The organism is Candidatus Glassbacteria bacterium (genome assembly GCA_019456185.1).
Lineage (GTDB): Bacteria > Gemmatimonadota > Glassbacteria > GWA2-58-10 > GWA2-58-10 > JAJRTS01.
The window spans coordinates 6,019-28,834 of sequence record VRUH01000009.1; the positions used below are offsets into that span (position 1 = coordinate 6,019).

Genomic DNA, 22,816 nt, shown 5'->3' on the forward strand with positions numbered 1-22,816 from the left:
AGGCCGGTGAAAGCGTGGATCTCGAAGACCTGCTGGGTGGCCTGGTGGATCTCGGCTACCGTCGCGAGGCAATGGTCGAGGAGGTCGGCGGCTTCAGTCTTCGCGGCGGGATTCTCGACGTGTACGGCTACGGGATGGACAACCCCGTGCGGATCGAGTTGTTTGGCGACGAGGTCGAGGAAATCCGCTCGTTCGAGATCGCCGACCAGCGCTCGGTGGCCCGTCTGGAGGAAGCCGTCATGCTGCCGGTGGTGGAAAGTTTCGGCTGGGAGAGAATGCCGGAGGACGAGGAACAGCTCACCGATATCCTGGCCTATCTCGATGATGACAGCCTGGTGCTGTTCGACGATCGTGACGCCGTGCTGGAGGAGGCCAAACGGTTCGAGGAGGAAGTGGAGGGTTATTTCCGCACAGCGTCCGAGCGGCGCGGCGCGGCGATCCGTCCGCCCGCTGAACTATACCTCACAGCAGATCAACTGGCCGCGAGCGTAAAAAAATTCACCCGCGCCGACCTGCGCTCCCTGCACCAGCGCGCAGAAAGCGGAGTCGTCTCCATCCGGTTCGACACCCGCGAGCCCCCGGCGGTCAACCGCAATCTCGACATGCTGCGCGGCCGTCTCCGCTCCGACCACGACGAGGGCCGTCGCAACCTGATTGTCTGCGACAACAAAGGACAGCTGGACCGTCTGGAGGAACTGCTCGGCGAGGCTGTCGAGGCCACCGGGCTGGCGATCGGCAGCCTGGAGACCGGCTTCGTGCTCGGTGAGGCCGGGCTGACAGTCTACACCGACCACGAGATTTTCCACCGCTTCCGTCACCTGCCCTCCCGTCGCCGCTACAAACGCGCCCCGGCCCTGGAGAGTTTCTCGACTCTGGGCGAGGGCGATTTCGTGGTCCATATCGACTACGGGATCGGCCGCTACCGGGGGATCAGGAAAATCACCACCGAGAGCGCCACGGTGGAGTGCTTGTGGCTGGAGTACGCCGACGGCGATTTCCTCTATGTCCCGATCGACCAGCTGGACCTGGTGGAGCGGTTCAGCGCCGAGGACGGCGCGGTGCCGACGATCCACAAGATCGGCGGCAGCCAGTGGGAGAAAGTCAAAAGCAGGACGATCAAGGCGATCGAGGACATGACCGCCGAGCTGATCGAGCTCTACGCCGAGCGCAAGGTGCGCGGCGGACACGCGTTCGCTCCCGACACCCAGTGGCAGCGCGAACTGGAGGAAGCGTTTATCTACGAGGAAACCCACGACCAGTTGCGCGCTATCGACGAGATCAAGGAAGACATGGAAAGCTCCACCTGCATGGACCGCCTGCTCTGCGGCGATGTCGGCTTCGGCAAAACCGAGGTGGCTGTCCGCGCGGCGTTCAAGGCGATCCAGGACAACAAGCAGGTGGTCGTGCTGGTGCCCACCACGGTGCTGGCCCAGCAGCACAATATCACGTTCAGCCAGCGCCTGGCCGATTTCCCGGTCGAGGTGGAAACACTCAGCCGCTTCAAGACCCCGGCTGAGCAGAAACAGATTATCAAGCGTCTGGCCGAAGGCAGGGTGGACGTGATTATCGGCACGCACCGCCTGATCAGTAAGGACGTCAAGTTCCAGGACCTCGGCCTGCTGATAATCGACGAGGAGCAGCGGTTCGGGGTCAGGCAGAAAGAGAAGCTGAAGCGGATCAAGCGCACGGTGGACACACTGGCGATGTCCGCCACCCCGATCCCCCGCACCCTGCATCTTAGCCTGATGAATGTACGCGACCTGTCGCTGATCACCACGCCGCCGCAGGACCGCCTGCCGATAATCACCCAGGTCTGCCCGTTCGGCGAGGGCGTGATCGCCGAGGCGATCCACCGCGAGCTGGCCCGCGACGGCCAGGTGTTTTTCGTCCACAACCGGGTCGGCTCGATCTGCGCGTTCTACGACATGCTGCGCCGGATTGTCCCCGACGCCAGGATCGCGATCGCTCACGGCCAGATGCCCGAGCGGGAGCTGGAAAGCGCCATGCGCCGGTTCCAGGAGCGGGAAATCGACGTGCTGCTCTCGACGATGATTATCGAAAACGGGCTGGATTTCCCCAACGCCAACACGATTATCGTCAACCGCGCCGACAGGTTCGGCCTCAGCCAGCTCTACCAGCTCCGCGGCCGGGTTGGCCGCAGCTACCATCGCGCCTACGCCTACCTGCTGGTACCGCCCCGGCGGCTGGTCACCGATGAGGCGGTTAAGCGCCTTCGCGTGCTGGAGGAGTACACCGAGCTGGGCAGCGGCTACGAGATCGCCATGCGGGATCTGGAACTGCGCGGCACGGGTAATATCCTGGGCAGCCAGCAGCACGGGTTTATCAACGCGGTGGGCTTCGACACCTACCTCAAGCTGCTCAGGGAGGCGATCGCCGCGGTCAAAACCGAGCCCTCCCCGGCGGAAACCGCACAGACGGCCAAGATCAATCTCGACCTCCCGGCGTTTCTGCCCGACGAGTACGTGCCGGACAGCAAGCAGAAACTGGCCCATTACCGTAAAATCAGCCGGATCACCGAACCGGACGAGATCGAGGAAACCGCCGCCGAGCTGGCCGACCGCTACGGTGAACTTCCGCAGGAAGCGCAAAACCTGATGGCCAAGACCTGTCTCCGGGTCCACGCCTCTAAGCTGGGCATGGAGAGCGTCTTTATCAGCGCGGGCTACTGCAAGCTCGATTTCGGCCGCGAGATTCGCTACCGCCTGGCCCAGGTCAGCTTGGCGCTCGAGCGGATAGCGGGCGAAAAGAAGATGGTCAGCCTGCAGCCGCTGGCGGTCATTCTCGACACGCCGGATATCCGGGACGCGCTGGAGTCTATCACCGATGTGCTGGCCGGGATGGCCGCCGACCCGGAGCGCTACGTGGAAGACGCCGTCGCCGACGGCGACAATCCCGCCGATTCCCCTGACGGCCGCTAAGCCGCTTCACTGTCCAAAATTCACTGTCAAGTTTTTTACGGCCAGTTAGCCAAAGTCGCCTGACCGCGCCCGCCTTCGGTCCCGGCGAGATAGTTTTACAGCGTACATCTGCTTTGCCGCCTGAATATTTTTGAAACATTGGCATGGGTTGTGCTGTATTACTATTAGGCAGGCAACTGCCACAGCTTGAGCAGCTAAAACTCAGCGAGGTGGTGCAAATGAAAAAGGCTGTTAACATGGCCCTGGAATTGCTCGGCCACAAGCTGAAGTTCGGGTTCCAGATCAAGCCCGACGGCAGGGAGTCGCTCGAGAAGCGCAACGAAAAAATAGTCCGTGATTTCAAGCAGGGCTATTCGCTGAGCCGGCTGGCCGAAAAATATAACCTGACCGAGAACCGGATTTCGCAGGTTCTCACGGAGTTCGGCGCAAGGCGGCCCAAGTGGCGGAAGATGACTCCCAAGACCCGCAGATGGATCTTTCAACTTGAAAAGAAGGGGCTGAGCAAGGCCGAAATCGGCCGCAAGATCGGCGTCTCGCGCGAGCGGGTGCGCCAGATCCTGCAACAGGGGGCCTGAAAGATTGCGGGTTGATGCAAACCTGAACTTCGGAAAAAGGACCGGCGACGGTCCTTTTTCTTTTGCATTAATCCGCCTGCGCGTTGTAATATTAAGATGGGGAGTGTCGCTCTACTCCATCTCAGTCAGAGCGGAGATCTCCTAGGCATAAAAATTCACCTTATCCCAAGGAGGCGCGGATGACATGGAAACGGGCCTGGACTGGCCTGGTTTGTGTTTGCCTGGTTTTATTGCTCTTTGACAGCGTTCTTGCCCAGGAGCGAACGCGGCGCCGGCAGCCCGGCTGGCAGGGCCCGCCGATTGGAGCAGTGGTTGAGGATTTCGAACTGCCGCTGGTCGATGGCGGCACGTTCAAGCTCTCAGATCAGCGGGGGCGGATTCTTGCCATCGAGATGGGAGCCTGCACCTGACCTCCCTACCTGAAGAAAATACCCGCGATGGACAAGATTGCCGCCGACTTCAAGGATAAAGGCGTTGATTTCTACAACGTCTACACCAGGGAGCCGCACCCGGGCGAAGATTACAGTGAGAAGAACGACGATAAGAGGTTCGATTTCACGGCCAAGAAAGCCACCAAGACCTATGAGGAACGCCAAGCCTACGCGCTCGAGATGATTGAGTCATTTGGTAATAACCGGCCGATTATGATTGACAGGATCGGCAAGGATTGTGTGCAGAACTCTCTCGGCGGCGGCGCGCCCAACAGTCTGGCGCTGATTGACCGTGAAGGCAAGCTGGTGCTCTGGCAGGCCTGGTCCAATGCAGAAGAGCTGAGGGCCGAACTGGAAGAAATGACCGGCCAGTAAAGCCACAACCGGACCGCAGGGGAAAAAGGGTATTTTCCACATGAGCCAGGTTGGCTCAAAGACAGGAGAAGGGAAGGCGGGGGACCCTGCCTTCCCTTCTTTCCAAACTAGATAAATGAAAACTTTTTAATGACTGCAAAACTGAAAATAACCGCAATCGCCCTGGCCGGGCTGATCCTGGCCTACGGTGCAACGCTCGAGGTGGCCGAAAGCAATTTCGCCTGCGGCTACTGCCACACGGACCAGCATGGGAGTTGGAAAGTGTCTTCACACAAGAGCGCTAACTGCCGGGACTGCCACGTTGAGCCGGGAATCGCGGGTGCGCTCAAAGGTCAGGCCCAGGGAGTTCGCGACCTGCTGGTTGCCCTGACCCGGGGCACGCATATCTCACCCCACGAGGACCCCTTGCCCATTTCAACGCAGAACTGCCGGGACTGCCACGGGGCGATTCTTTTCGTAAATGAACTGGGCTACGAGGACCTGCCCGAGAACAGCCTCAAAGGCCAGGGCCTGGTAATCGGCCACCGGGCACATATTGAAAAGTACGGCATGGAATGCGTAGAGTGCCACCGGGGGGTGGTCCATCGCGACCCGGACGCGGTGGGCAAATACAAAACTAACTGGCCCATGATGAAAAAGGACTGCGGCCGCTGCCACGATGGAACTTTCAGCCGGCGCTTCCAACTGACGGTCAGCTCGGTGGAAGACAGGAAAAGCTGCACGGTTTGCCACCCCTACTACGTAGCGCCCCCGGACGAACAGATTGAATAATCTTTCCTGAGGTGTTAAATTTACCCTGTCGTTCGACACTGATCTGATGAAATCAAGTTTAGTACCTCGCAGCTCCGCCCCGGGGATAGTCAATTTCCAGGAATTTCTTTATTTTCCCCCTTTGGGCTGCCATGCCTGAGGAGAGCTTTCTTGCAGGCAATTCAAACCGGGGGAATTTCATGAGCAGCCTGTTCGAGGAGAATGAACAGATCCTGGACGAGCTGGAGCAGGCCGAGTACCGATTGGAGAAAATCAGGATCGATGGCCCGGCAAAGACCGACGGCGATGAGAAAAGCGAGCTGGCTGCCACGCTGAAAACTCTCGTCGTTCGCCTGGTTGAGAATATCGCCAAAAGCGGCGGCAAGATGGACGAATTTGGCGGCGCTGTCGTGCTGGTCGATCTGGCCGACGTGCTGGAGCGTTACGGTGAGATATTCAAGATTCCCGGGCTGGAAAAGAAGCTTGCCGAACTGCGGACTATGATGGACCAGGCAGGAGGCTGAGCGGAATGATCCGCTCAGGCGGCCTGGCTTCTGCCTCTCTCTCCTGTAAGCGGCATGGGCGTTTCCGTGATCAGGAACAGGTCCTCGATCAGTTTCTGCTCCTGCGAACCCGCCGGGGCGTTTTCCCACGAATTGACAAGCTGCTTTATCTGCTCGTTAGTCAGTAGCGCATTTCCCATCTCTGCCTCTCCTCGGCTATTTGTGTCTGCCCGGTTACATGCCTGACAGCAGATGCAAGAAGTGTGCTCAAAATGCCCCTGGATAGATCTTGCGGCCTTTTTTATTGCAGATAACCGGTACGGGCCGGTTTGACTCCGGGGATACGCGCGGAATGCGGGGACCGGGGAAGATACCGGACTAACAGATATCCTGCAATTCTTCCTGCCGACTGCCGGAAATCCGACAGCTGCTCCGCTCTTGTTGTTAGTTGACCAGTAACAGTACGGCCCCTTTGTGACTGATTGAGTAACAGTGCGGCTGCCCATACCGGCGGCCCCTGGCCGTGAATTCGGCCACCACAGCCTAACTGCCCGATTGACAAGGGATATGCACCGCTTTATCTTGATTCAGGTCATCATGGACCGGTATCACAGGCCGGGTTGCGCCCTGATCCACCTAATTCCGCCCGGAGGCGGGCAATTGCCCAGGAAATCATCGAATAGAAAAAACGGCGACCGCAGGGAAGAGGCACTGGGAATCCTGCTGGTGGCCCTGGGGCTGCTCTGCGCGCTCAGTCTTCTGCCGCGCGGGGTCCTGGCCCCGTTCCTGGCTAGCGCCGATCAGGGCTACCGTAACCTGGTGGGACTGGCGGGCAAGTTTGTCAACGAATCGCTCAAGGACCTGCTGGGCGTACTGGCATACGGGCTGCCCGTGCTGCTGGTGGTCTGGGGCTGGCGTCTGTTCAGCGGACGGGGATCGCGCGTTTACGCGCGGATAACAGTCTACTCTCTGGTCATGGGTGCGGCCGCGGTTATCCTGATCGGCCTGGGCGGCGAACCCGAAACAGTTTCGCTGGACTGGAGCGCCGGCAGGCTGGGCAGCTGGCTGGCCGGGATGTTGAGCCTGGGGCTGGGTCCGGTGGGGGCCTATGTGGCGGTGTCGGCGGTGTTTGTGCTGTTCCTGATTTTCTATTCCGGGCTGTCGCTCAGGACTGTCGCGGGCTGGTTGGTGAGGGCGGCGGCACTGGTTGGCGGTCTTCTGGCAACCGCGCTGAAAGTGGTTTCGGACCGTCCGGCAAAAAGGAAAAAACCGCGCAGGGAGAAGAAGCCTCCGGAGGAGCCGCTTTCCGAGGAGCCGGATGACGCCGGACCGGGACCGGAGTTTGAGCCGTCGCCCGGAGAGCTGCAGGAGGATTTCCAGTTCGACCTGGGGATTCTCGACGAGCAGCCGTCAGCGGAACCCGGCGCAGCAAATGAGGACGAGCAGGACGATGAGCAACAGCGCCCTTCGCGCGCCGCGAGCGGCCCCAGCCTGGACACTCCCGCGGGCGAGGGCGGCTACGAGCTGCCGTCCCTGGAGCTGCTCGAAGACCGCAGTGGAGCCGGCCAGATTGTCAGCCGCGAGGAACTGGAGAAAATGGGCCGGGTGCTGATGAGCAAGCTGGCCGATTTCAGTGTCGAGGGCGAACTGATCAATATCACCCGCGGCCCGCAGGTCAGCACCTTCGAGATCAAGCCCGCCACGGGAATCAAAGTCAACAGGATCGCCGCCCTGGCCGACGACCTGGCGATGGCGATGCACGCCAAAAAGGTGCGGATCATGGCTCCGATTCCCGGCAAGGGAGCGGTGGGGGTCGAGCTGCCCAACCCCGTGCTGGAGATGGTTTCCGCGCGCGATATATTCGAAACCGACGATTTCCGCCGCAGCACCCAGCACCTCCCGATCGGCCTGGGCAAGGACCTCGAGGGCCGGATCAGGGTCGCCGACCTCACGCGTCTGCCCCATCTGCTGATCGCCGGTACCACCGGCAGCGGCAAGAGCGTCTGCATGAACATGATTATCGCCAGCATCCTGTTCAATTTCGGACCCGACCAGGTGCGGATGCTGATGATCGACCCCAAGATGATCGAACTCAGCCTCTACAACGACATCCCCCATCTGCTGCACCCGGTGGTAACCGACGCCAGGGAAACCGCCAGGCTGTTCAAGTGGGCCGCCGCCGAGATGGAGCACCGCTACCGCCTGCTCTCGCGCAACAGTGTGCGCAGTATCGAGGACTACAACACCAAGCTGGCCTCGGGCCATCCGGTGAAAGAGCTGGACGGCACCCTTCAGGACGAGCAGGTGCCGATGCCCTATATCATCATCCTGATCGACGAGCTCAGCGACCTGATGTGCAGCGAAGTCAAGAACGATATCGAGGCCGGGCTGGTCCGGCTGGCCCAGATGGCCCGGGCGGTGGGAATCCACCTGGTGGTCGCCACCCAGCGGCCCTCGGTCGATGTGATCACCGGGCTGATCAAGGCCAATTTCCCCAGCCGGCTCAGCTTCCAGGTCTATTCCAAAACCGACAGCCGCACGATTCTCGATGCCGGCGGCGCCGAGCAGCTCCTGCGCAACGGCGACATGCTGTTCGTGCCCTCCGGCCAGTCGGACCCGGTGCGGATTCAGGGCGCCTACCTGTCCAGCGAGGAAGCGGAAAAGCTGGCCGAGCACTGGCGCGGGCAGCCGTGGTTCACCGATGGCGGGAGTGATGAGGAGGACGCCGGCGAACCCGGGCCGCGCAGCGGAATCCTCGAGGACTTCACACCGCAGATCGAGGGGCTGGAGGAGGAAGAGGACCGCGACGAGCTGTTCGGCGAGGCGGCCAAACTGGTGGTGCGCCACGATCAGGGGTCCACCTCGCTGATCCAGCGCCGGCTGAAAGTTGGTTACGCCCGCGCCGGGCGGATTGTGGACCAGTTGGAGTGCGCCGGGATTGTCGGGCCGCCCGACGGCAGCAAACCGCGAGAGGTGCTGATCGCCGAGGAAGACCTGGCTGCTTTCGGCATTGAATAATTTTTCGGAATTATCCCTTTATTGGTATTGACAGATTTTGGCTATCCCAGGCTGGTCAGGCATTTAATGTCGATTATCGGGATTCAAAAAGCTTTTACGACAATGGAGAATTACAAAGAAAACCTTTAACGCGCTTGTCCTGACTCAAGAAGCCAAAGAATGAAAAGATTGGCAGAAGCAAGGGAAGAAAAGAAAGGCGAGAAGGATGTAAAACAAGTTGAGTTCACTTTTATTTAGTCGTGGAAAGGCAAAATGTCACAGTCTCTATCAGAAGGAACTCCGCCGGAACGAGGAGAAGAAAAAATAACTCCGAGTAATATTATCAATAAATACTGTGCATTAGCTTCCCTGAAAAATGAGAGCGATGTGGAACAGTTCTTCATTTTGCCCCTGCTGGTCGATTTGGGGTATAGCTCTGACTATTTAGAAACCAAAGCAAGTATTCATAAAGAGATGGTCGGTAAGGGCAAGAAGCGCAAACGGTACTTTCCTGATTATCTAGCCTACTCACAAAAGGGAAAAGGGAAACCCGTTCTCATAATCGACGCAAAACACCCTGATGAGGCAGCGGAAGATGGTGTGGAGGATTCACAATTATATGCCTCAGTAATCAGACGCCATATGACCGCTCCGAAACCAGACCAATATTGCGTCGGCATAAATGGGCACAAGCTACTAGTCAAGCACTATGATAGTGACAACATTATGCACGACCTCAGTTTTGAGGATTTTGTGGATGGGAATGCAAAATTTGAGTTGCTCAAGCATGATTTGAGCAGAGAAGCGTTAGCCGTCCAACAGAAGACTAAGGCGCAAACCGAGGCTTTTGAATTTAGAACGGTCACCCCCCCGGACCTACCAAGCATATTTGAAATGTGCCATCGGAAGATTTGGAAAGCGGAAAAGAGGAGTCCCGCCTCAGCGTTTTATGAATTTGCTAAAATCATGTTTGTTAAGATCAGCGAGGATAGGAAATTGCACGAAAAGGTATCTTCGCAACCGCCAATAGGTCTAGTTGCTGGATATGTACCCAGAGAATATGTCCGTCTCTCCGTACATTGGATAAATGAAATGGAAGAGGTTACGGACAACCCAATCGATACAATATTGTTTTCGCAATTAGCCCAGTCAATTGAACTGCAAATCCTGCAAAAAGAAAAGAAGAGAATATTTGAACAAGGTGAAGGCATAAGACTAGCGCCGTCCACCGTAAAAGAAGTTATCAAAATACTTGAACATCTTGACCTTTACGCAGTAGATGAAGACTTGAATGGCAGACTGTTTGAAACATTCTTGACGGCTACGATGAGGGGGCAAGCATTGGGGCAATTTTTTACCCCAAGAGCGGTAGTGAAATTTATGGTCAAAATGGCCAAGCTCCGCGCATCGGCAGAACATATGGATAGAGTTATAGATGGCTGTTGTGGTACAGGCGGATTCCTGATTGAAGCAATGGCTAATATGAGTGAGACGCTCAATAATAATAAAGGCTTGAGTCAGATTGAAAAAGATACCCTTATTAAACAATTACGGACGGAAGCCTTGTGGGGTATAGATGCAGGACAAGACCCGCCAATTGCTAGAATCGCCAGATTAAATATGCTTCTTCATAAAGATGGAGGAAGCCGAATTTACTATGCTGACTCGCTGGATAAGCAGTTACGAGTAGAAGCCGGATTACCTATCAGTACGAAACAGGAAATTGATGAACTACGCACTATGTTAGTGACCGACAAGATAAATTTCACCACCATTCTTAGTAATCCACCATTCTCAATGACCTATGAAAGAAAAGACCCTAAAGAATTGAGTGTTCTGAATGATTATAGTCTCTCTATAGATGAAAAGGGCAGGCCGAGAACGTCTCTAAAATCCTCAGTTATGTTTATTGAGCGCTATTGGGATTTGTTAGAGAAGGGTGGCAGACTACTTACCGTAATGGATGATAGCGTCCTCAATACTCGAACTGCTTGCCCCTTCAGGGAATATATCCTAAACCATTTTGTGATTAAGGCAGTAATCTCACTACCAAAAAACGCGTTTGTCAAGGCTCAGGGTTCAGTATCCACATCCGTGTTATACCTTAGAAAAAAAACTGTCCCGTTAGAGCCTCAGCCAAGCATATTTATGGCATTATGTGTGAACATAGGGCACAACGACTCTGGAAAAGAACGCCCGCAGCTTAATGAATTGCCTCAGATTTTGGAACGCTATCGCCAGTTTGAAGAAACCGGGAAATTAAGCGAGCAGTCATCCACCACAGGGTTCATAGTCGATAGTCTGTTGTCTAATAATCCCACCAAGCGACTTGATGCTCAATTCTTTAATCCACGATATTTCACCAGCATGAATTTGCTTGAGAAAATAGCCCAAGAACGCAAGTGGAAAGTTTTTCCGCTGGAAAGTCTGCTAATAGATAGTAAAGAGGCGCTCACTGGTGGTGCAACGCCTTTAGGAGCTGCCTATCCTGATGAGGGTGCGAAGTTCATTCGAGTTCAAAATGTTCGCCCAAACCGTCTAGTTTGGAATCCAGAAGTAGACCACTGTATTGACTCCCATACTCACACCGTTACCTTGAAAAGGTCACAACTAAGAAAAGATGACGTGGTATTTACTATAACTGGTTCTTATGGTATTGCCGCTGTTGTTCCTGACCACTTCGGAGAGGCCAATATGAATCAACATAGTGTACGTATTCGCGTGAATGACGATGTGCTTCCTGAATATTTGAGCGTCGTTCTAAATACAGAACTTTGTCGTCCGCAGATAGATAGGGCAGCCACTGGCTCATCTCGGTTGGCTCTTGATTACACGTCTGTCAGAAAGTTAAGAATTTTACTTCCACCAAACAAAGACGAACAGGCCAAGATAGTAAAATCTGTAATGGATAAACTGATTCAATCTATCAACCTACGCAATCAGTCTGAACAACTTGAATCTCAAATGTTACAGGTGTTGAATTAGCGTCTTTTAAGGTAACTCACTCAGGATTTGAATAAAGGAAGCAATGCCAATAGCGGGATAATTCCGTAATTTTTCCTTTTTCTCGACAAATCTGACAGCGGTCCCATATACTACCACATTTTCTATCATGAATGGCATCAACCGATGAGAATTATCCCCCGGAAAACATGGTTTTATCCGCTGGTGCTTTTCCTGTTGGTTCCCGCAGCCGGCAGCGCCGCTGATTTCCAGGCCGTGCTGGCGGGCATCGACCGCTATTACGAGACGGTTTCGAGCCTCCAGGCCAGTTTCACCCAGCTTGTCGAGGTCCCCGTCCTGGAGAAAAGCGAGACTTTCAGCGGGACGCTCTTTTTCCTCAAGCCGAATCTGATCAGGCTCGAATACAGCAAGCCGGAAGGTCAGCTGCTGGTGGCCGACGGGACGGACTGGTGGTTCTACATGCCTCAACAGGAGGTCCCCCAGGTGCTGCGCGCGCCGATGAAACAGGAGCCGGGCGAGGCTCCGGTCTATATCCTCGGCGGCAGGATGGCCGAACGGTTCAGCGGCAGGCTGACCGGCACGGAAAGGCGCGGCGGAACGGAGTGCTATGTGCTGGAGCTCCAGCCGCGCAGCCGGACCGCCTACTACCGCTCCCTGCGCGCCTGGGTCGGTACCCGGACTTTCGCCACCCGGGCGGTGCGCTATGTCGACGAGAGCGGGAATTTCAATACGTTCGATCTGGCAGGGCACAGGGCGGGAATTGAGCTGCCCCCGGCGATGTTTTCGTTCGAGCCTCCTGCCGAGGCCCAGGTGCTGGAAGCGGAGTCTCCGGGCGGGGAGCGCGCGCCGTGACCGACCCCGGCGCGCAGGATCATGAGGATTTATATCGACGGCAGATGATGACCAGGCCTGGCCGGAGAGATGGTTTGACAGCTCGGAACACGATCAAGCGCTTGGAGGCGATGGGCAGCCGGGAAAATATCGAGGGTATGGCCCGTTACGGAATTAAACCCGGCCGGGCGCTGGGTGTACCGATGACGGCTATTCGTGCCATGTCCCGCGAAATCGGTGTCAACCACGCCCTGGCGCTGGAACTCTGGGACGAGGGTATCCACGAGAGCCGTCTGCTGGCCGCCCTGCTGGCCGACCCCGCGGAAGTGGACGGCGAACTGATGGATCTCTGGGCCGCGGCTTTCGACAGCTGGGCCTTGTGCGACACCACCTGCGGCAGCCTGTTCCGCAAGACCGTCGCTGCCTGGGAGAAAGCCGGGGAGTGGAGCCGTCGCGATGAGCTGTTTGTCAAGCGGGCTGGGTTCACGATGATGGCCTGGCTGGCGGTCCACGACAAGCGCGCGCCCGACAGCAGTTTCACTCCGCTGCTTAAACTCATCCGCCGGGGGGCGAAAGACGAACGCCCGCTGGTGAAGAAAGCGGTCAACTGGGCCCTGCGCCAGATCGGCAAGCGCAACGTGAGGCTGAACTCCAGGGCGATCGCACTGGCTGTGGAACTGGCCGGGACAGGAGGCAAGGCCGAGTGCTGGGTGGCTCACGGGGCTCTTCGCGAACTGACCGGTAGCAAGGTCCAAGGCAGGCTCACCGCAAGGAAAGGGACGTAAGATGGGGACTGTCGAACGGATAATCTCCTCCCTGCGCCGTTCAGGCGCGCTGATTCTCAGCAATATCTGGCTGCTGGGCTGGGCGTTTCTCTATTCGTTCACCGGCCCGGTCCTTTTGCTGGGAGGCACCGGCCTGCCGGTGCTGTACTGGTGGCAAAAGGGACGCTATTTCGAGCCGGGGCTGCTGTTCACCGACCCGGCAGCGTTCGTGCTGGGCCACGGACAGCTTATCCTGTGGTCGCTGGCGGGCAGCTTTGTCGGTTTTGCGATCTACATAATCGTGCTGCTGTTCTACCAGGGAGCGCTGACAGGCGTGGTCGCCCGCGGGATTGTCCCCGGCGAACAGGGGGCGGGCAAGGTCGACCACATGGAGTTCTGGAGCGAGGGTTCCGCTCTGTTCGGCCACAGCATGGGGACAGCCACGCTGGCCTCGCTGCTGCCTCTGCTGCCGGGGCTGGCCCTGCTGGCATTCGTCTCGATCCTGGCCTTCAAGGTACCCGACCTCGTGGCTGGCGGACTGGGTTTCACATCGCCGGTGCTGATAATCTCGGTGGCCGGAGCCGTGGTCACGGGCCTGCTGACCGTTCTCACCGGCTGGCTGGCGTTTCTCTGGTATCAGTTCGCCCTGGCCGCCGCCAGGGTCGAGGGCTGCGCGGCGGGAGGGGCGCTGGGCAGGGCCTGGCGGTTTTTCACCTCCCGCTGGACGCTGGTTGTGGTCTTCGTGTTAGCCATGATCCTGCTCGGTTTCCTGAGCTGGGGCGTGTCAGCGCCGTTTTCGATGGGCGGCAAGTTCGTCCGGGACTGGAGCGCTCCGCTGGGCATGGCGATGCAGATTGTCGGGGCGCCGCTGGGGGCGGTGCTGGGTATCTTCATGAACCTCTGGCTCAAGTGCGCGCTGGTGGTGCTGTTTATCGACAACCGCTGAGGGATATTACGATCTAGGGGCGACGCATGCGTCGCCCGCGCGGGCATTAGTGAGTCTCGGTAGTTTGATATGCCGGAGGGTAAAGACACAAGGAACACACTCCGCCAGTTTCACGGGCACCCCTCTTGATAGAGGGGAATTTCGGGTGTAGGGGCGGACCCATCTGTCCGCCCGCTGAATTTGTGAGAGGAGAACGAGTTGCAGACAGATGCCGGTCGGGCTATTCCTGTCGGTCTGATTACCCTGGGCTGCGCCAAGAACGAGGTGGACAGCGAGTACATGCTGGCCGACCTTCGCAACGGCGGGTTCGAGCCGGTGGAGGACCTGGCCGTGGCCGAGGCGGTGGTGGTCAACACCTGCGCCTTTATCGAGCCTGCCCGCGAGGAGGCGGTGGAGACAATCCTCGAAGCCGCCCGTCTCAAACAGACCGCTGCCTGCCGGGTGCTGGCCGTGGTGGGCTGCATGGCCCAGCGCTACCGCGCCGAACTGGCCGAAAGTCTGCCCGAGGTGGATATTTTTATCGGTGTCGGAGCGGACCAGCGCTCGCTGCCGGACCAGCTCCGCGGCAGGCTGGGTATCGCCGCTCCCGCTTCCTGCGACCTTCCCGCTGTCCCCCGCGTGGTCGAGACCGCGGGCCAGGGCTGGGCCTACCTCAAGGTGTCCGAGGGCTGCAGCAACCGCTGCAGCTACTGCGCGATCCCGCTGATCCGGGGTTCGCTGGCCAGCCGCACCGCCGGGGATATCGTGGAGGAGGCCCGTTATCTTGAGAGCCTGGGCGTGAAAGAGCTGGTGCTGATCGCCCAGGATGTCACCGCCTGGGGCGCGGACCGTCAGGGTTCACCCGCCGGTTTGACCGGCCTGCTGGAAGATTTGCTGCAAGAAACCTCGGTCCCGTGGATCAGGCTGCTCTACACACACCCGGCTCGTCTGGACGAGCAGGTCCTGCGGCTGATCGGCGCGGAGGACCGGATCGTGCCCTATCTCGACATGCCGGTCCAGCATGCCAGCGACAGGATGCTGGAGCGCATGGGCCGCGGAGTGAACCGCGAGGAGATGATCGAGCTGGTCGGGATGGCCCGGCGGCTGGTTGACAATCCCGTGCTGCGCACCACGGTGATGGTGGGGTTTCCCGGCGAGGGCCGGCGGGATTTCGAGCAACTGCTGGAGTTTATCGCCCAGGTGCGGTTCGACCGCCTGGGCGCATTTGTCTACTCCCAGGAGGAGGGCACCCGCGCGGCCGACTGGCCGGACAGCGTTCCCCGCGCCGAGAAGGAACGTCGCCTGGAGGCGGTGATGGAACTCCAGCGGGATATCAGCGCCGAATTGAACCAAGCGCGGGTGGGCCGGACAGTCCCGGTGCTGGTGGAGCGGCAGGCAGCTGCCGATGAGGCTCCCGGCGGGCAATACCGCTGGGCGGGACGCAGCCGGGCGCATGCTCCCGAGGTCGACGGCCAGGTGTTTTTTACCGATTCAGTCGACGGGGAAAATTCAATCTCTCCGGGACGGATAATCCCTGTCTCGATCACCGAAAGCGGCGACTACGACCTGTTCGGCGCTCCGGCCGCCGGGTGAGCGAATGAGATGCGCGCCGCGGTCCTACAGGTTGTGTTTTTGGCGCGCCGGAATTAAAATTATCCAGTCACGCCGTTTCAGCGGATGAAGCGGCGTTCGTGCACGGTCCCGGGCGGCCGGCGGAGACGAATGTCTCCGGGGATGTTTCGGGACCGCAGACCGCGAGGGGTGCCGGCAGGGGATGCCGTATCCACTCGGGCAAATTTACCACTTTATGGGCCGACCATGCCGACCATTTGTTCCGGAGCCAAACCAGCCGCCAAGCATCTCGGGACAATTGCCCTCCTTGCCTTGCTTCTCTGTCTCCTGTTCGCGGTTCCCGCATTTGCCCAGGACCAGCCCGTTGTCGTCTCCAACGTCAAAGTTGAGCCTAACCCGTTCAGCCCCAACAACGACGGGGTCAACGAAACCACAAAATTCAGTTTTACGCTCACCGAAGCCTCCGCGGTCACAATCGAGCTGGTCTGGTTTTCCAATCCGGTGGTGGTCGATGGCGTCACGCTGCATTCAGGCCCGCTCAACGACACTCTGCGCCTGGGCGACTCGGACGTGCCGTTCGCCTCGGATATGATTTATTTGGACAGTGCGGCTGTAAGCGGTCTCAACGAATACATCTGGGACGGCATGCTCGGCGCCCTGCAGGTGCCGGACTCGACTTATACCTACCTGATCCGCGCCGAGGACCTGGACGCCGACGACCAGTTCACCACCCAGCCGGTTACCGGTACTCTGCAGATCGACAGCAACCCGCCGGTAATCAGCTCGGTCGGAGTTTCACCCAACCCGTTCAGCCCCAATGGCGATAAGATCAACGACGAAGCGAATATTACATTTACCCTCTCGGGATTGCCGAATAACGCGAAAGTAGGCGATATCGCCTTCAGCATCAGCTACGATAATGAAGGTAATCCAATATCATTCAATCTGGACACCGGGAATACGACCGACGAGTTTCTCAACAGCGACACACTAGACGTCCCTTTTGCGCCGATAAAGTTGCAGTTCATTCCGAAAAATCTGAACATCGAGTCTATCAGCTTTGTCATCCAGGGTGGACGGGTTCTGGATTCAGGGGACACCGTGGCGGTATCGTCCAATGTGGAAATCCCCGGCCATGATCAGGATAATCCAGCGGACCGCAGTGTGACTTCACTGGTTAAATTCAGCTTCATCGATAAGGTATTCAACGAGGATGGGAGCCGTAACGACAATCCGAGCAATCTGGTGGAAGTGCGCACTTTTGCGGGCAACGTTCGGGTGGAGGTGAACAACAGCTCCAACGAGCAGGTGGCGTCATACCTCGAGCTCGATCCTCCGTTTATCGGTAACGGGTCATATACCGCATCGCTGGCAACGGAACTGCCCGACGATACCTACACCTTCATCATCACCGCTGTTGACGAAAGCGGAAATCTGGCCAGGCAGACAGGCCAGGTGACCGCGATCAGCGAAGCCTTTGCGATATCAGGCTTGGTTGCATCTCCGGACACTATCAGCCCTGCGGACCAGAACAATCGATTGGATTTAACCACAATAAGCTACACCATAAACCGCGCCGGTACAGTGACACTGCAGATTTTCAGGGACAGCACCGCATTCGTCCAGAATAATCTGGTGAGAACTTTGTACAGTAATCGCGAGCAACAGGAAGGGTCTCACAATATTAGTTGGGATGGCAAAAATGATGTTGGAGAATTCGTCAGCCAAAATCTGGAACAGAATTACCGTGTTATTCTCTCGGTATTTGACCCGATAACTTTTGAGACTACCGAATCCAGAACATTAGTCCGGGTAGATAATGCGCCGCCGGAAGAAGTATTTCTTTCTCCATTGCCGAGGAGAACGAATCAGGGTACTCTGGCTGTTGACGGACGCGCCAGTGCCAACGATTCGGTTATAATCTATCTCAATTCTGAAATTCAGACTATTACAGAGGCGGGTTCTACAGGTGTTTTCACAATTCAACTTGTTTTGGGCGGTGATGGCATTAAACGCATATTCGCGCATAGTTTCGATCGAGTCGGTAACGGCCCCACTGTCAGCGACACCCAGGCAGTTATACTGGACACTCAGCCACCGGTGGCGGTAGATACCGTAATTCGCTCAGGTGGTGAAAGAATTTCCCTGATCGGCACGCTGCTTACATCGTTCGGCCCCTCCGATACACTCGAATTAGTGCTCTCTGACACTTCCGGAGCCGCCACGGGAGTCGAACTGAGCAAGACCAGCCTGAGGGTGGCCGGTCCCTCAGGACGGGAAATCAGCGGCAGCGTATTGTTGGTTGAACCGGATACGGTGCGGTTCGTTCCTGCGACCGAGCAGACAGCGCTGGGCACGGACACCTTGATCGCCACGTTCGCCGACAGTCTAGGCAACCAGGGATCTCTTCGTGTAGTATTCAACCTCGGTCAGGCCCGGCCCGCGCCCAGCCTGGACAGCCTGAGTGTCAACCTGTCGCGCGGCGGGTATCTTAACAGCCTGCTTGACCTCTCGCAGAGCGGCAGTCAGTGGATTTTCACGGCCCATATCACCGACCACAGCGGCACCGGGCTTGACAGCGCCGCCAGCACGGTGGCGATGATCAACCGCTCGACCCAGGATATTATCGAGGGCGACTGGCGGGTGGTTAACGGCAATATCGAGTACACCGTTACGCAGAATATCGCCACCGACGGCTCGATGGACGGCTGGTTCGTGCTGGTGATGGTTGTCAACGACGACGATCCGGCCACCGCCACCCTGGTCGGCTCCGACTCGCTGTTCAACGACACCCGCCGTCCCGACACGCTGAGCGTGACAGCGGACTCGGCGAGAGTGGCAGTGACTCTTCGGGACATCATTCCGGGCTCCGGTGTGAGTCTGCTGCAAAGCAGGATCGACGTGCCGGCGGTTGCCTCGCAGCAGAAATCATTCACCAACGACGGGGACAGCACGCTGTTCGTGGAGTTCGATCCGCCGCTGGGCGCGGCGGGGATCTATTCGATCGATATCACGGTTTTCGACCGGGCGGGCAACTCGCGCCAGCTCACCCGCCAGTTCGCGATCGGCGGTGAACAGGTGCGCCCGCGGGTGGTTGCGGCAAGCGAACCCTACGGCGGTCCGGTGCGCACGGAAGATATCACCCAGCCGCTGCGCTCGTGGGTTCTGCTGGAGGATGTGGCCGGGGCGGGGATCGACTGGGACGCTACTGCAATAACTCTGCTGTCGCCCGATTCATCAGCACTCGAGGGCACAGTGGCCCGAACCGGAGACACGCTGGCCCTGACACTCGACGGCCTGATTTCAAATAGCGGCGAAGCAGACGGCCGGTACTCGCTGAACGTCCATGCTGTTGACGTTTTGGGCGGGGAGCTGGATACGACTCTGAGTTTCATCCTGGACAATGTCGCTCCGGACACCGTGGCAGTGGTATTCGTGGGTGACAGCAGCACGATCCGCGTCAGTGTCACGGACCGCCCGGCTGTTGAGGGTACGGACTCGTCGGGGGTGGTTATTTTGAGCGCGTCGGCCGCAATGTCCGGCCCGGATGGTCAGCCGGTGCAGTTTGTCACCAATTACGATGGCAGCAACACGCTCATTATCACAATAGTGGGCGGCAAGCCGCAGGCGGCTGGCATTTATATCCTCAGCCTGTCGATTCTCGATGCCGCCGGCAACAGCCGCACGGTTCAGATCCCGTTCCCGCTCAATGTCACCGGCATACTTACCGTTTTTCCGCCGGACAGCTCGATCGTTAGCGGAGGGCTGAGCGCGGTCGTGGTGTGGGCCGACGGCCTGCCGGAAGACGAAGCGGCCGGGAGCGGCAGCACGATTCGGGTAACCCGCAACGGCGTACTGGCGGGCGGAACGAGCACTGTAGTCGGGGACAGCCTGGTATTTACGTTCAGCGACACCCTGGCGGTGGACGGGACCGACGACGGCCTGTACGCGGTCGAAGCGTTCTACGACGCGGCTTCGCTGGGACAGCAGCGTGATGTCAACACGATATTCACCAATGACAACCTTCCTCCCGACACTGTGAGTGTCGCAGTCGATCCCTCTGCCGGCGGGACCCTGGTCACGGTGGCGCTGACCGACGGCGGCAGTTACCCTCAGGTAGCGGGTATCGACCGGGACGCCACCAGCGCGGTGGTGATCGATCCCTCGGGACGGGAGTTCTCGCCGCTGAGCAGGCGCTGGCTCGATGAAACCACAATCGAGTACAGCCTGGCGGCGTTCTCACAGGGAGGCCTGCATAAGCTGAGGCTGACCGCAACCGACCTGGCCGGGCAATCGGCCCTGTTCAGTATTCCGGTGGTCAATAACGAGGGAACGGGCTCCGGGGCCAGCACGGCCTATGTCGAGGAGGTCCCGGCGCGGACAAGCGCTCATATTAGTTTCGTCTCCGGGCGCGGGGGCACCACTATCACCAGGGCCATCCTGCGGATCTTCAACCTTCGCGGCGACCTCGTGCGCAGAATCGACGCCACCGGCAGGATCGGTTCCAACGGCAACCAGGTGAGCGCCGAGTGGCTGCTGGCAAACGACGGCGGCAAGTATGTCAACAACGGCGTGTTTATCTACTACTGGGAAGTGACTTTCAGCGATGGCCGCACGGAGCGGATTCGCAAGACCCTGGCTGTCGCCAGAAGATAGCGCGGAGTGAGCTGGTAAGGTGACTCGGATCAAAACGACAATCCTCCTGATTTCTACTGCGGCACTGCTGCTGTCGCTGCCCGTGGCGATCCTGGCCGCGTCCAGCTCGGTGACCGCCGGGGCGTTCGCCAGCTACCCGGTGAGTGTCCGGGGCGCCGGAATGGGCGGAGTGTACGCGGCGGTGGTGGAGAACCTCGGCGGCGCGTACCATAACCCGGCCAGGCTTGGTTTTACCGACAGCCGTTCGACCGGGATCAGCTACGCCGACATGAGCGGGCTGGGCCTGGTGCGCAACATTTATCTGGAGTATGTCCAGCCGGATAAGGGCTACGGCGCGGCGGGGCTTTACTGGAACTGGCGCGGCACCGATGTGGAGGGGCCGGGCGGCGAGGGCGAACTGGGGTACGCGGAGAATACGGTTTCCTACGGGCTGGGCAAACGGTTCGGTCAATATTTCGCGGTCGGCGCGGCTCTGAAAGGCTATTTCATCTCGACTGATATCGACGACGCCGGGGGCAAGGGCGGAGCGCTCGACCTGGCGGTGTTTGTCCGTCCCGACCCCTGGACCACTGTCGCTCTCGTGGTGCGCAACGCGATCAGCCGAGTGGAGTGGGACACCGGTCTGGGTGACAAACTGCCGCTGGAGATCGAGCTGGGAGCCACGTATCTGATAATCGACGGGCTGTTGGGGGCCGCGGAACTGCGGTTCGAGCAGGGCCATTTCAATTCGTTCGCCCTGGGAGTCGAGTACGTGCTGATGCCCGAACTGGCCACCGCCCGCGGCGGCCTCACCCACCGTTTCGACCGCACCTATCCCTCGTTCGGCCTGGGGTTCACCCCCGGCGCGTTCCGGATCGACTACGCCGCCGAGATCGACGCGGGCGGCAGCGGTCTGGGTACAACCCACCGGCTGGGAATGAGTATCGATTTCTGATTAAAAAAGATAGTTGACTAAACCCCCGGTTTTCTGGTAAAATACAATCGAACATCGCATTACGATGAAGCTGACAGGTTTTTGCCCAACCGATGGGCGGAACCTAGACTGGGGGGTTTGACAATGAAACAGAAATTGGCTTCCATCGGCCGTATCCTGGTGCTGGCAGTCGGCCTGGCCACCGCCGCGGTGGCGGTGCTGGTGATGGTGACCAGCGACGACCTGGCCGTACGGGTGACCGCCCTGGTGGCCCTGGCCGGAGGCGTGATTATCCTGCTGCTGGCCGCGCTGATCGACAGGGTGAGCGTGTTCGGCCAGATATTGCGTCACGTGCAATACCTGACCCAGAGCTCGCAGTACACCGCGCGGCTGGTGCACGAGATCACCGAGGTGATGCACGCGATCCAGGAAATGGAAGAGCAGCAGCAGAACCCGGGAAAGATTAGCGGCGGCGGCAACTCCGGTGGGGGACTCACCGAGGAGTTGAGCGCCGAGGAACTGGAACTGGCCAGCACGCTGCAGCAGTTCGAGGAGTGAGATCGGGTATAATTGGGATATTAAAAAGGGCGCTGAAAAGCGCCCTTTTTCTTTGGAGCTAATTCAAACCAGGCGACGCATGCGTCGCCCCCTGCGGCATCTGCAAATATTCCGACTTATCACGGTTTTTCCCTGTCGATCTCCCAGCGTAACTGATTATTTAGTATGTATTCCCGGATATCCGGCAAATCATCACCTTTACGTATAACGCGCTCGTAGTAACCTCTTTGCCAGACCTGCACACCTGGGGAACCACGTAAGAGATTGATCTCTCTTGTCGCGGCGGATTTGAACGGGCCTATAATCGCTCCAAGGGAACCCTTTGCAGGTCCGGACAATCTTTGCGTAGGGGCGATGCATGCGTCGCCCGCCGTATGTTCAGGGATATTTATCAATCCATGGATATGGTTTGGCATGACAATGAATTGATCCAAGGTCACTAAAGGACAATGGTTTGGAATTTCCTCCCAACATCTACTTACTATTCTTCCAATGGCACTCAACCTCATCTTTCCAATAATAACATCTCCAAAAAGGCATTTACTATCTTTGGTCGAGATGGTAACAAAATATGCTCCCGGCGAGGTATAATCGAAGTCAGGCAAGCGAATGTTTTTGCGGTTTGACTTTTCAGGTAATTTGTTCATTATTGGGCAAAAAATTAACGGGCGACGCATGCGTCGCCCCTACTTTTTTTCTACTTCCCCTTCAAAGAAATCCAGATGTGGATCATGTCCGCCAGGAAAATCAGTAACCAGACAAATGACAATACGAATCTTGTTTGATCATCGACTACCACAAGAGATTGAAAGCGTAGAAAAAATACCCCGGCTACAACCACCACCACGTAAACCCAGCCCTGCCACGTTATCGGCCTTAGTCCCCAGCCGAAATAGCGCTTGGTGGTAAACCACTCCTTCTTTACCGATCACTTCTTTAGTGCCCTTTTGTTATTAGATTGCTCCAATAAGAATCCCCTCTATCAAGAGGGGTGCCCGCGTCAGCGGGCGGGGTGTGTGGATTTCGCGTAAACATGCGGGCGAACACCAGGTTCGTCCCTACG

At 58.0% G+C, this 22,816-nt stretch carries 15 protein-coding genes and 1 pseudogene (1 of these 16 cut by a window edge); 15 read left to right on the top strand and 1 reads right to left on the bottom strand.

Annotated features, from left to right (window positions below):
• The 15 genes and pseudogenes from mfd to FVQ81_05175 form a co-directional block, all read left to right on the top strand.
• Window positions 1–2,939 (top strand): annotated as a pseudogene (mfd, locus tag FVQ81_05105) (transcription-repair coupling factor) (it extends 463 nt beyond the left edge of the window).
• 143 nt (window positions 2,940–3,082) lie between these two features.
• The gene (locus FVQ81_05110) at window positions 3,083–3,514 is read left to right on the top strand and encodes a hypothetical protein (GenBank protein MBW7995946.1); all 432 of its coding nucleotides are present in this window, start codon (window positions 3,083–3,085) and stop codon (window positions 3,512–3,514) included.
• Window positions 3,515–3,693: 179 nt separating this feature from the next.
• Window positions 3,694–3,924, top strand: a complete 231-nt coding sequence (locus FVQ81_05115; GenBank protein MBW7995947.1) for a hypothetical protein — start codon at window positions 3,694–3,696, stop codon at window positions 3,922–3,924.
• Between the two features lie 27 nt (window positions 3,925–3,951).
• A complete protein-coding gene (locus tag FVQ81_05120) occupies window positions 3,952–4,320 on the top strand; it encodes a hypothetical protein (GenBank protein MBW7995948.1) in 369 nt (122 codons plus the stop codon).
• 129 nt (window positions 4,321–4,449) lie between these two features.
• On the top strand, window positions 4,450–5,091 hold the full coding sequence (locus FVQ81_05125) for a hypothetical protein (GenBank protein ID MBW7995949.1): 642 nt from the start codon (window positions 4,450–4,452) through the stop codon (window positions 5,089–5,091).
• Between the two features lie 179 nt (window positions 5,092–5,270).
• Window positions 5,271–5,594 (top strand): hypothetical protein, encoded by a 324-nt coding sequence (locus FVQ81_05130; GenBank protein MBW7995950.1) that lies wholly within the window; start codon window positions 5,271–5,273, stop codon window positions 5,592–5,594.
• A gap of 546 nt (window positions 5,595–6,140) precedes the next feature.
• A complete protein-coding gene (locus FVQ81_05135; protein ID MBW7995951.1) occupies window positions 6,141–8,591 on the top strand; it encodes a DNA translocase FtsK in 2,451 nt (816 codons plus the stop codon).
• Between the two features lie 252 nt (window positions 8,592–8,843).
• Window positions 8,844–11,555, top strand: a complete 2,712-nt coding sequence (locus FVQ81_05140; GenBank protein MBW7995952.1) for an N-6 DNA methylase — start codon at window positions 8,844–8,846, stop codon at window positions 11,553–11,555.
• Between the two features lie 144 nt (window positions 11,556–11,699).
• Window positions 11,700–12,386 (top strand): outer membrane lipoprotein carrier protein LolA, encoded by a 687-nt coding sequence (locus FVQ81_05145; GenBank protein MBW7995953.1) that lies wholly within the window; start codon window positions 11,700–11,702, stop codon window positions 12,384–12,386.
• A 47-nt stretch (window positions 12,387–12,433) separates the two neighbouring features.
• Complete coding sequence (locus tag FVQ81_05150) at window positions 12,434–13,150, top strand: DNA alkylation repair protein (GenBank protein MBW7995954.1); 717 nt, start codon at window positions 12,434–12,436, stop codon at window positions 13,148–13,150.
• Window position 13,151: 1 nt separating this feature from the next.
• Window positions 13,152–14,075 carry a hypothetical protein gene (locus FVQ81_05155; GenBank protein ID MBW7995955.1) on the top strand — a complete coding sequence of 308 codons (924 nt, stop codon included), beginning with the start codon at window positions 13,152–13,154 and terminating at the stop codon, window positions 14,073–14,075.
• Between the two features lie 198 nt (window positions 14,076–14,273).
• Window positions 14,274–15,647, top strand: a complete 1,374-nt coding sequence (rimO, locus tag FVQ81_05160) for a 30S ribosomal protein S12 methylthiotransferase RimO (GenBank protein MBW7995956.1) — start codon at window positions 14,274–14,276, stop codon at window positions 15,645–15,647.
• Window positions 15,648–15,872: 225 nt separating this feature from the next.
• The gene (locus FVQ81_05165; GenBank protein MBW7995957.1) at window positions 15,873–20,282 is read left to right on the top strand and encodes a hypothetical protein; all 4,410 of its coding nucleotides are present in this window, start codon (window positions 15,873–15,875) and stop codon (window positions 20,280–20,282) included.
• Window positions 20,283–20,301: 19 nt separating this feature from the next.
• Window positions 20,302–21,216: a hypothetical protein gene (locus tag FVQ81_05170; protein ID MBW7995958.1), complete on the top strand. Its 915-nt coding sequence runs from the start codon at window positions 20,302–20,304 to the stop codon at window positions 21,214–21,216.
• A 123-nt stretch (window positions 21,217–21,339) separates the two neighbouring features.
• Entirely contained in the window at window positions 21,340–21,753 is a 414-nt protein-coding gene (locus FVQ81_05175) for a hypothetical protein (protein ID MBW7995959.1), read from the top strand.
• A gap of 119 nt (window positions 21,754–21,872) precedes the next feature.
• Here the strand turns inward: FVQ81_05175 and FVQ81_05180 are convergent, their stop codons facing one another.
• The gene (locus FVQ81_05180; GenBank protein ID MBW7995960.1) at window positions 21,873–22,400 is read right to left on the bottom strand and encodes a transposase; all 528 of its coding nucleotides are present in this window, start codon (window positions 22,398–22,400) and stop codon (window positions 21,873–21,875) included.
• Window positions 22,401–22,816 lie beyond the last annotated feature (416 nt).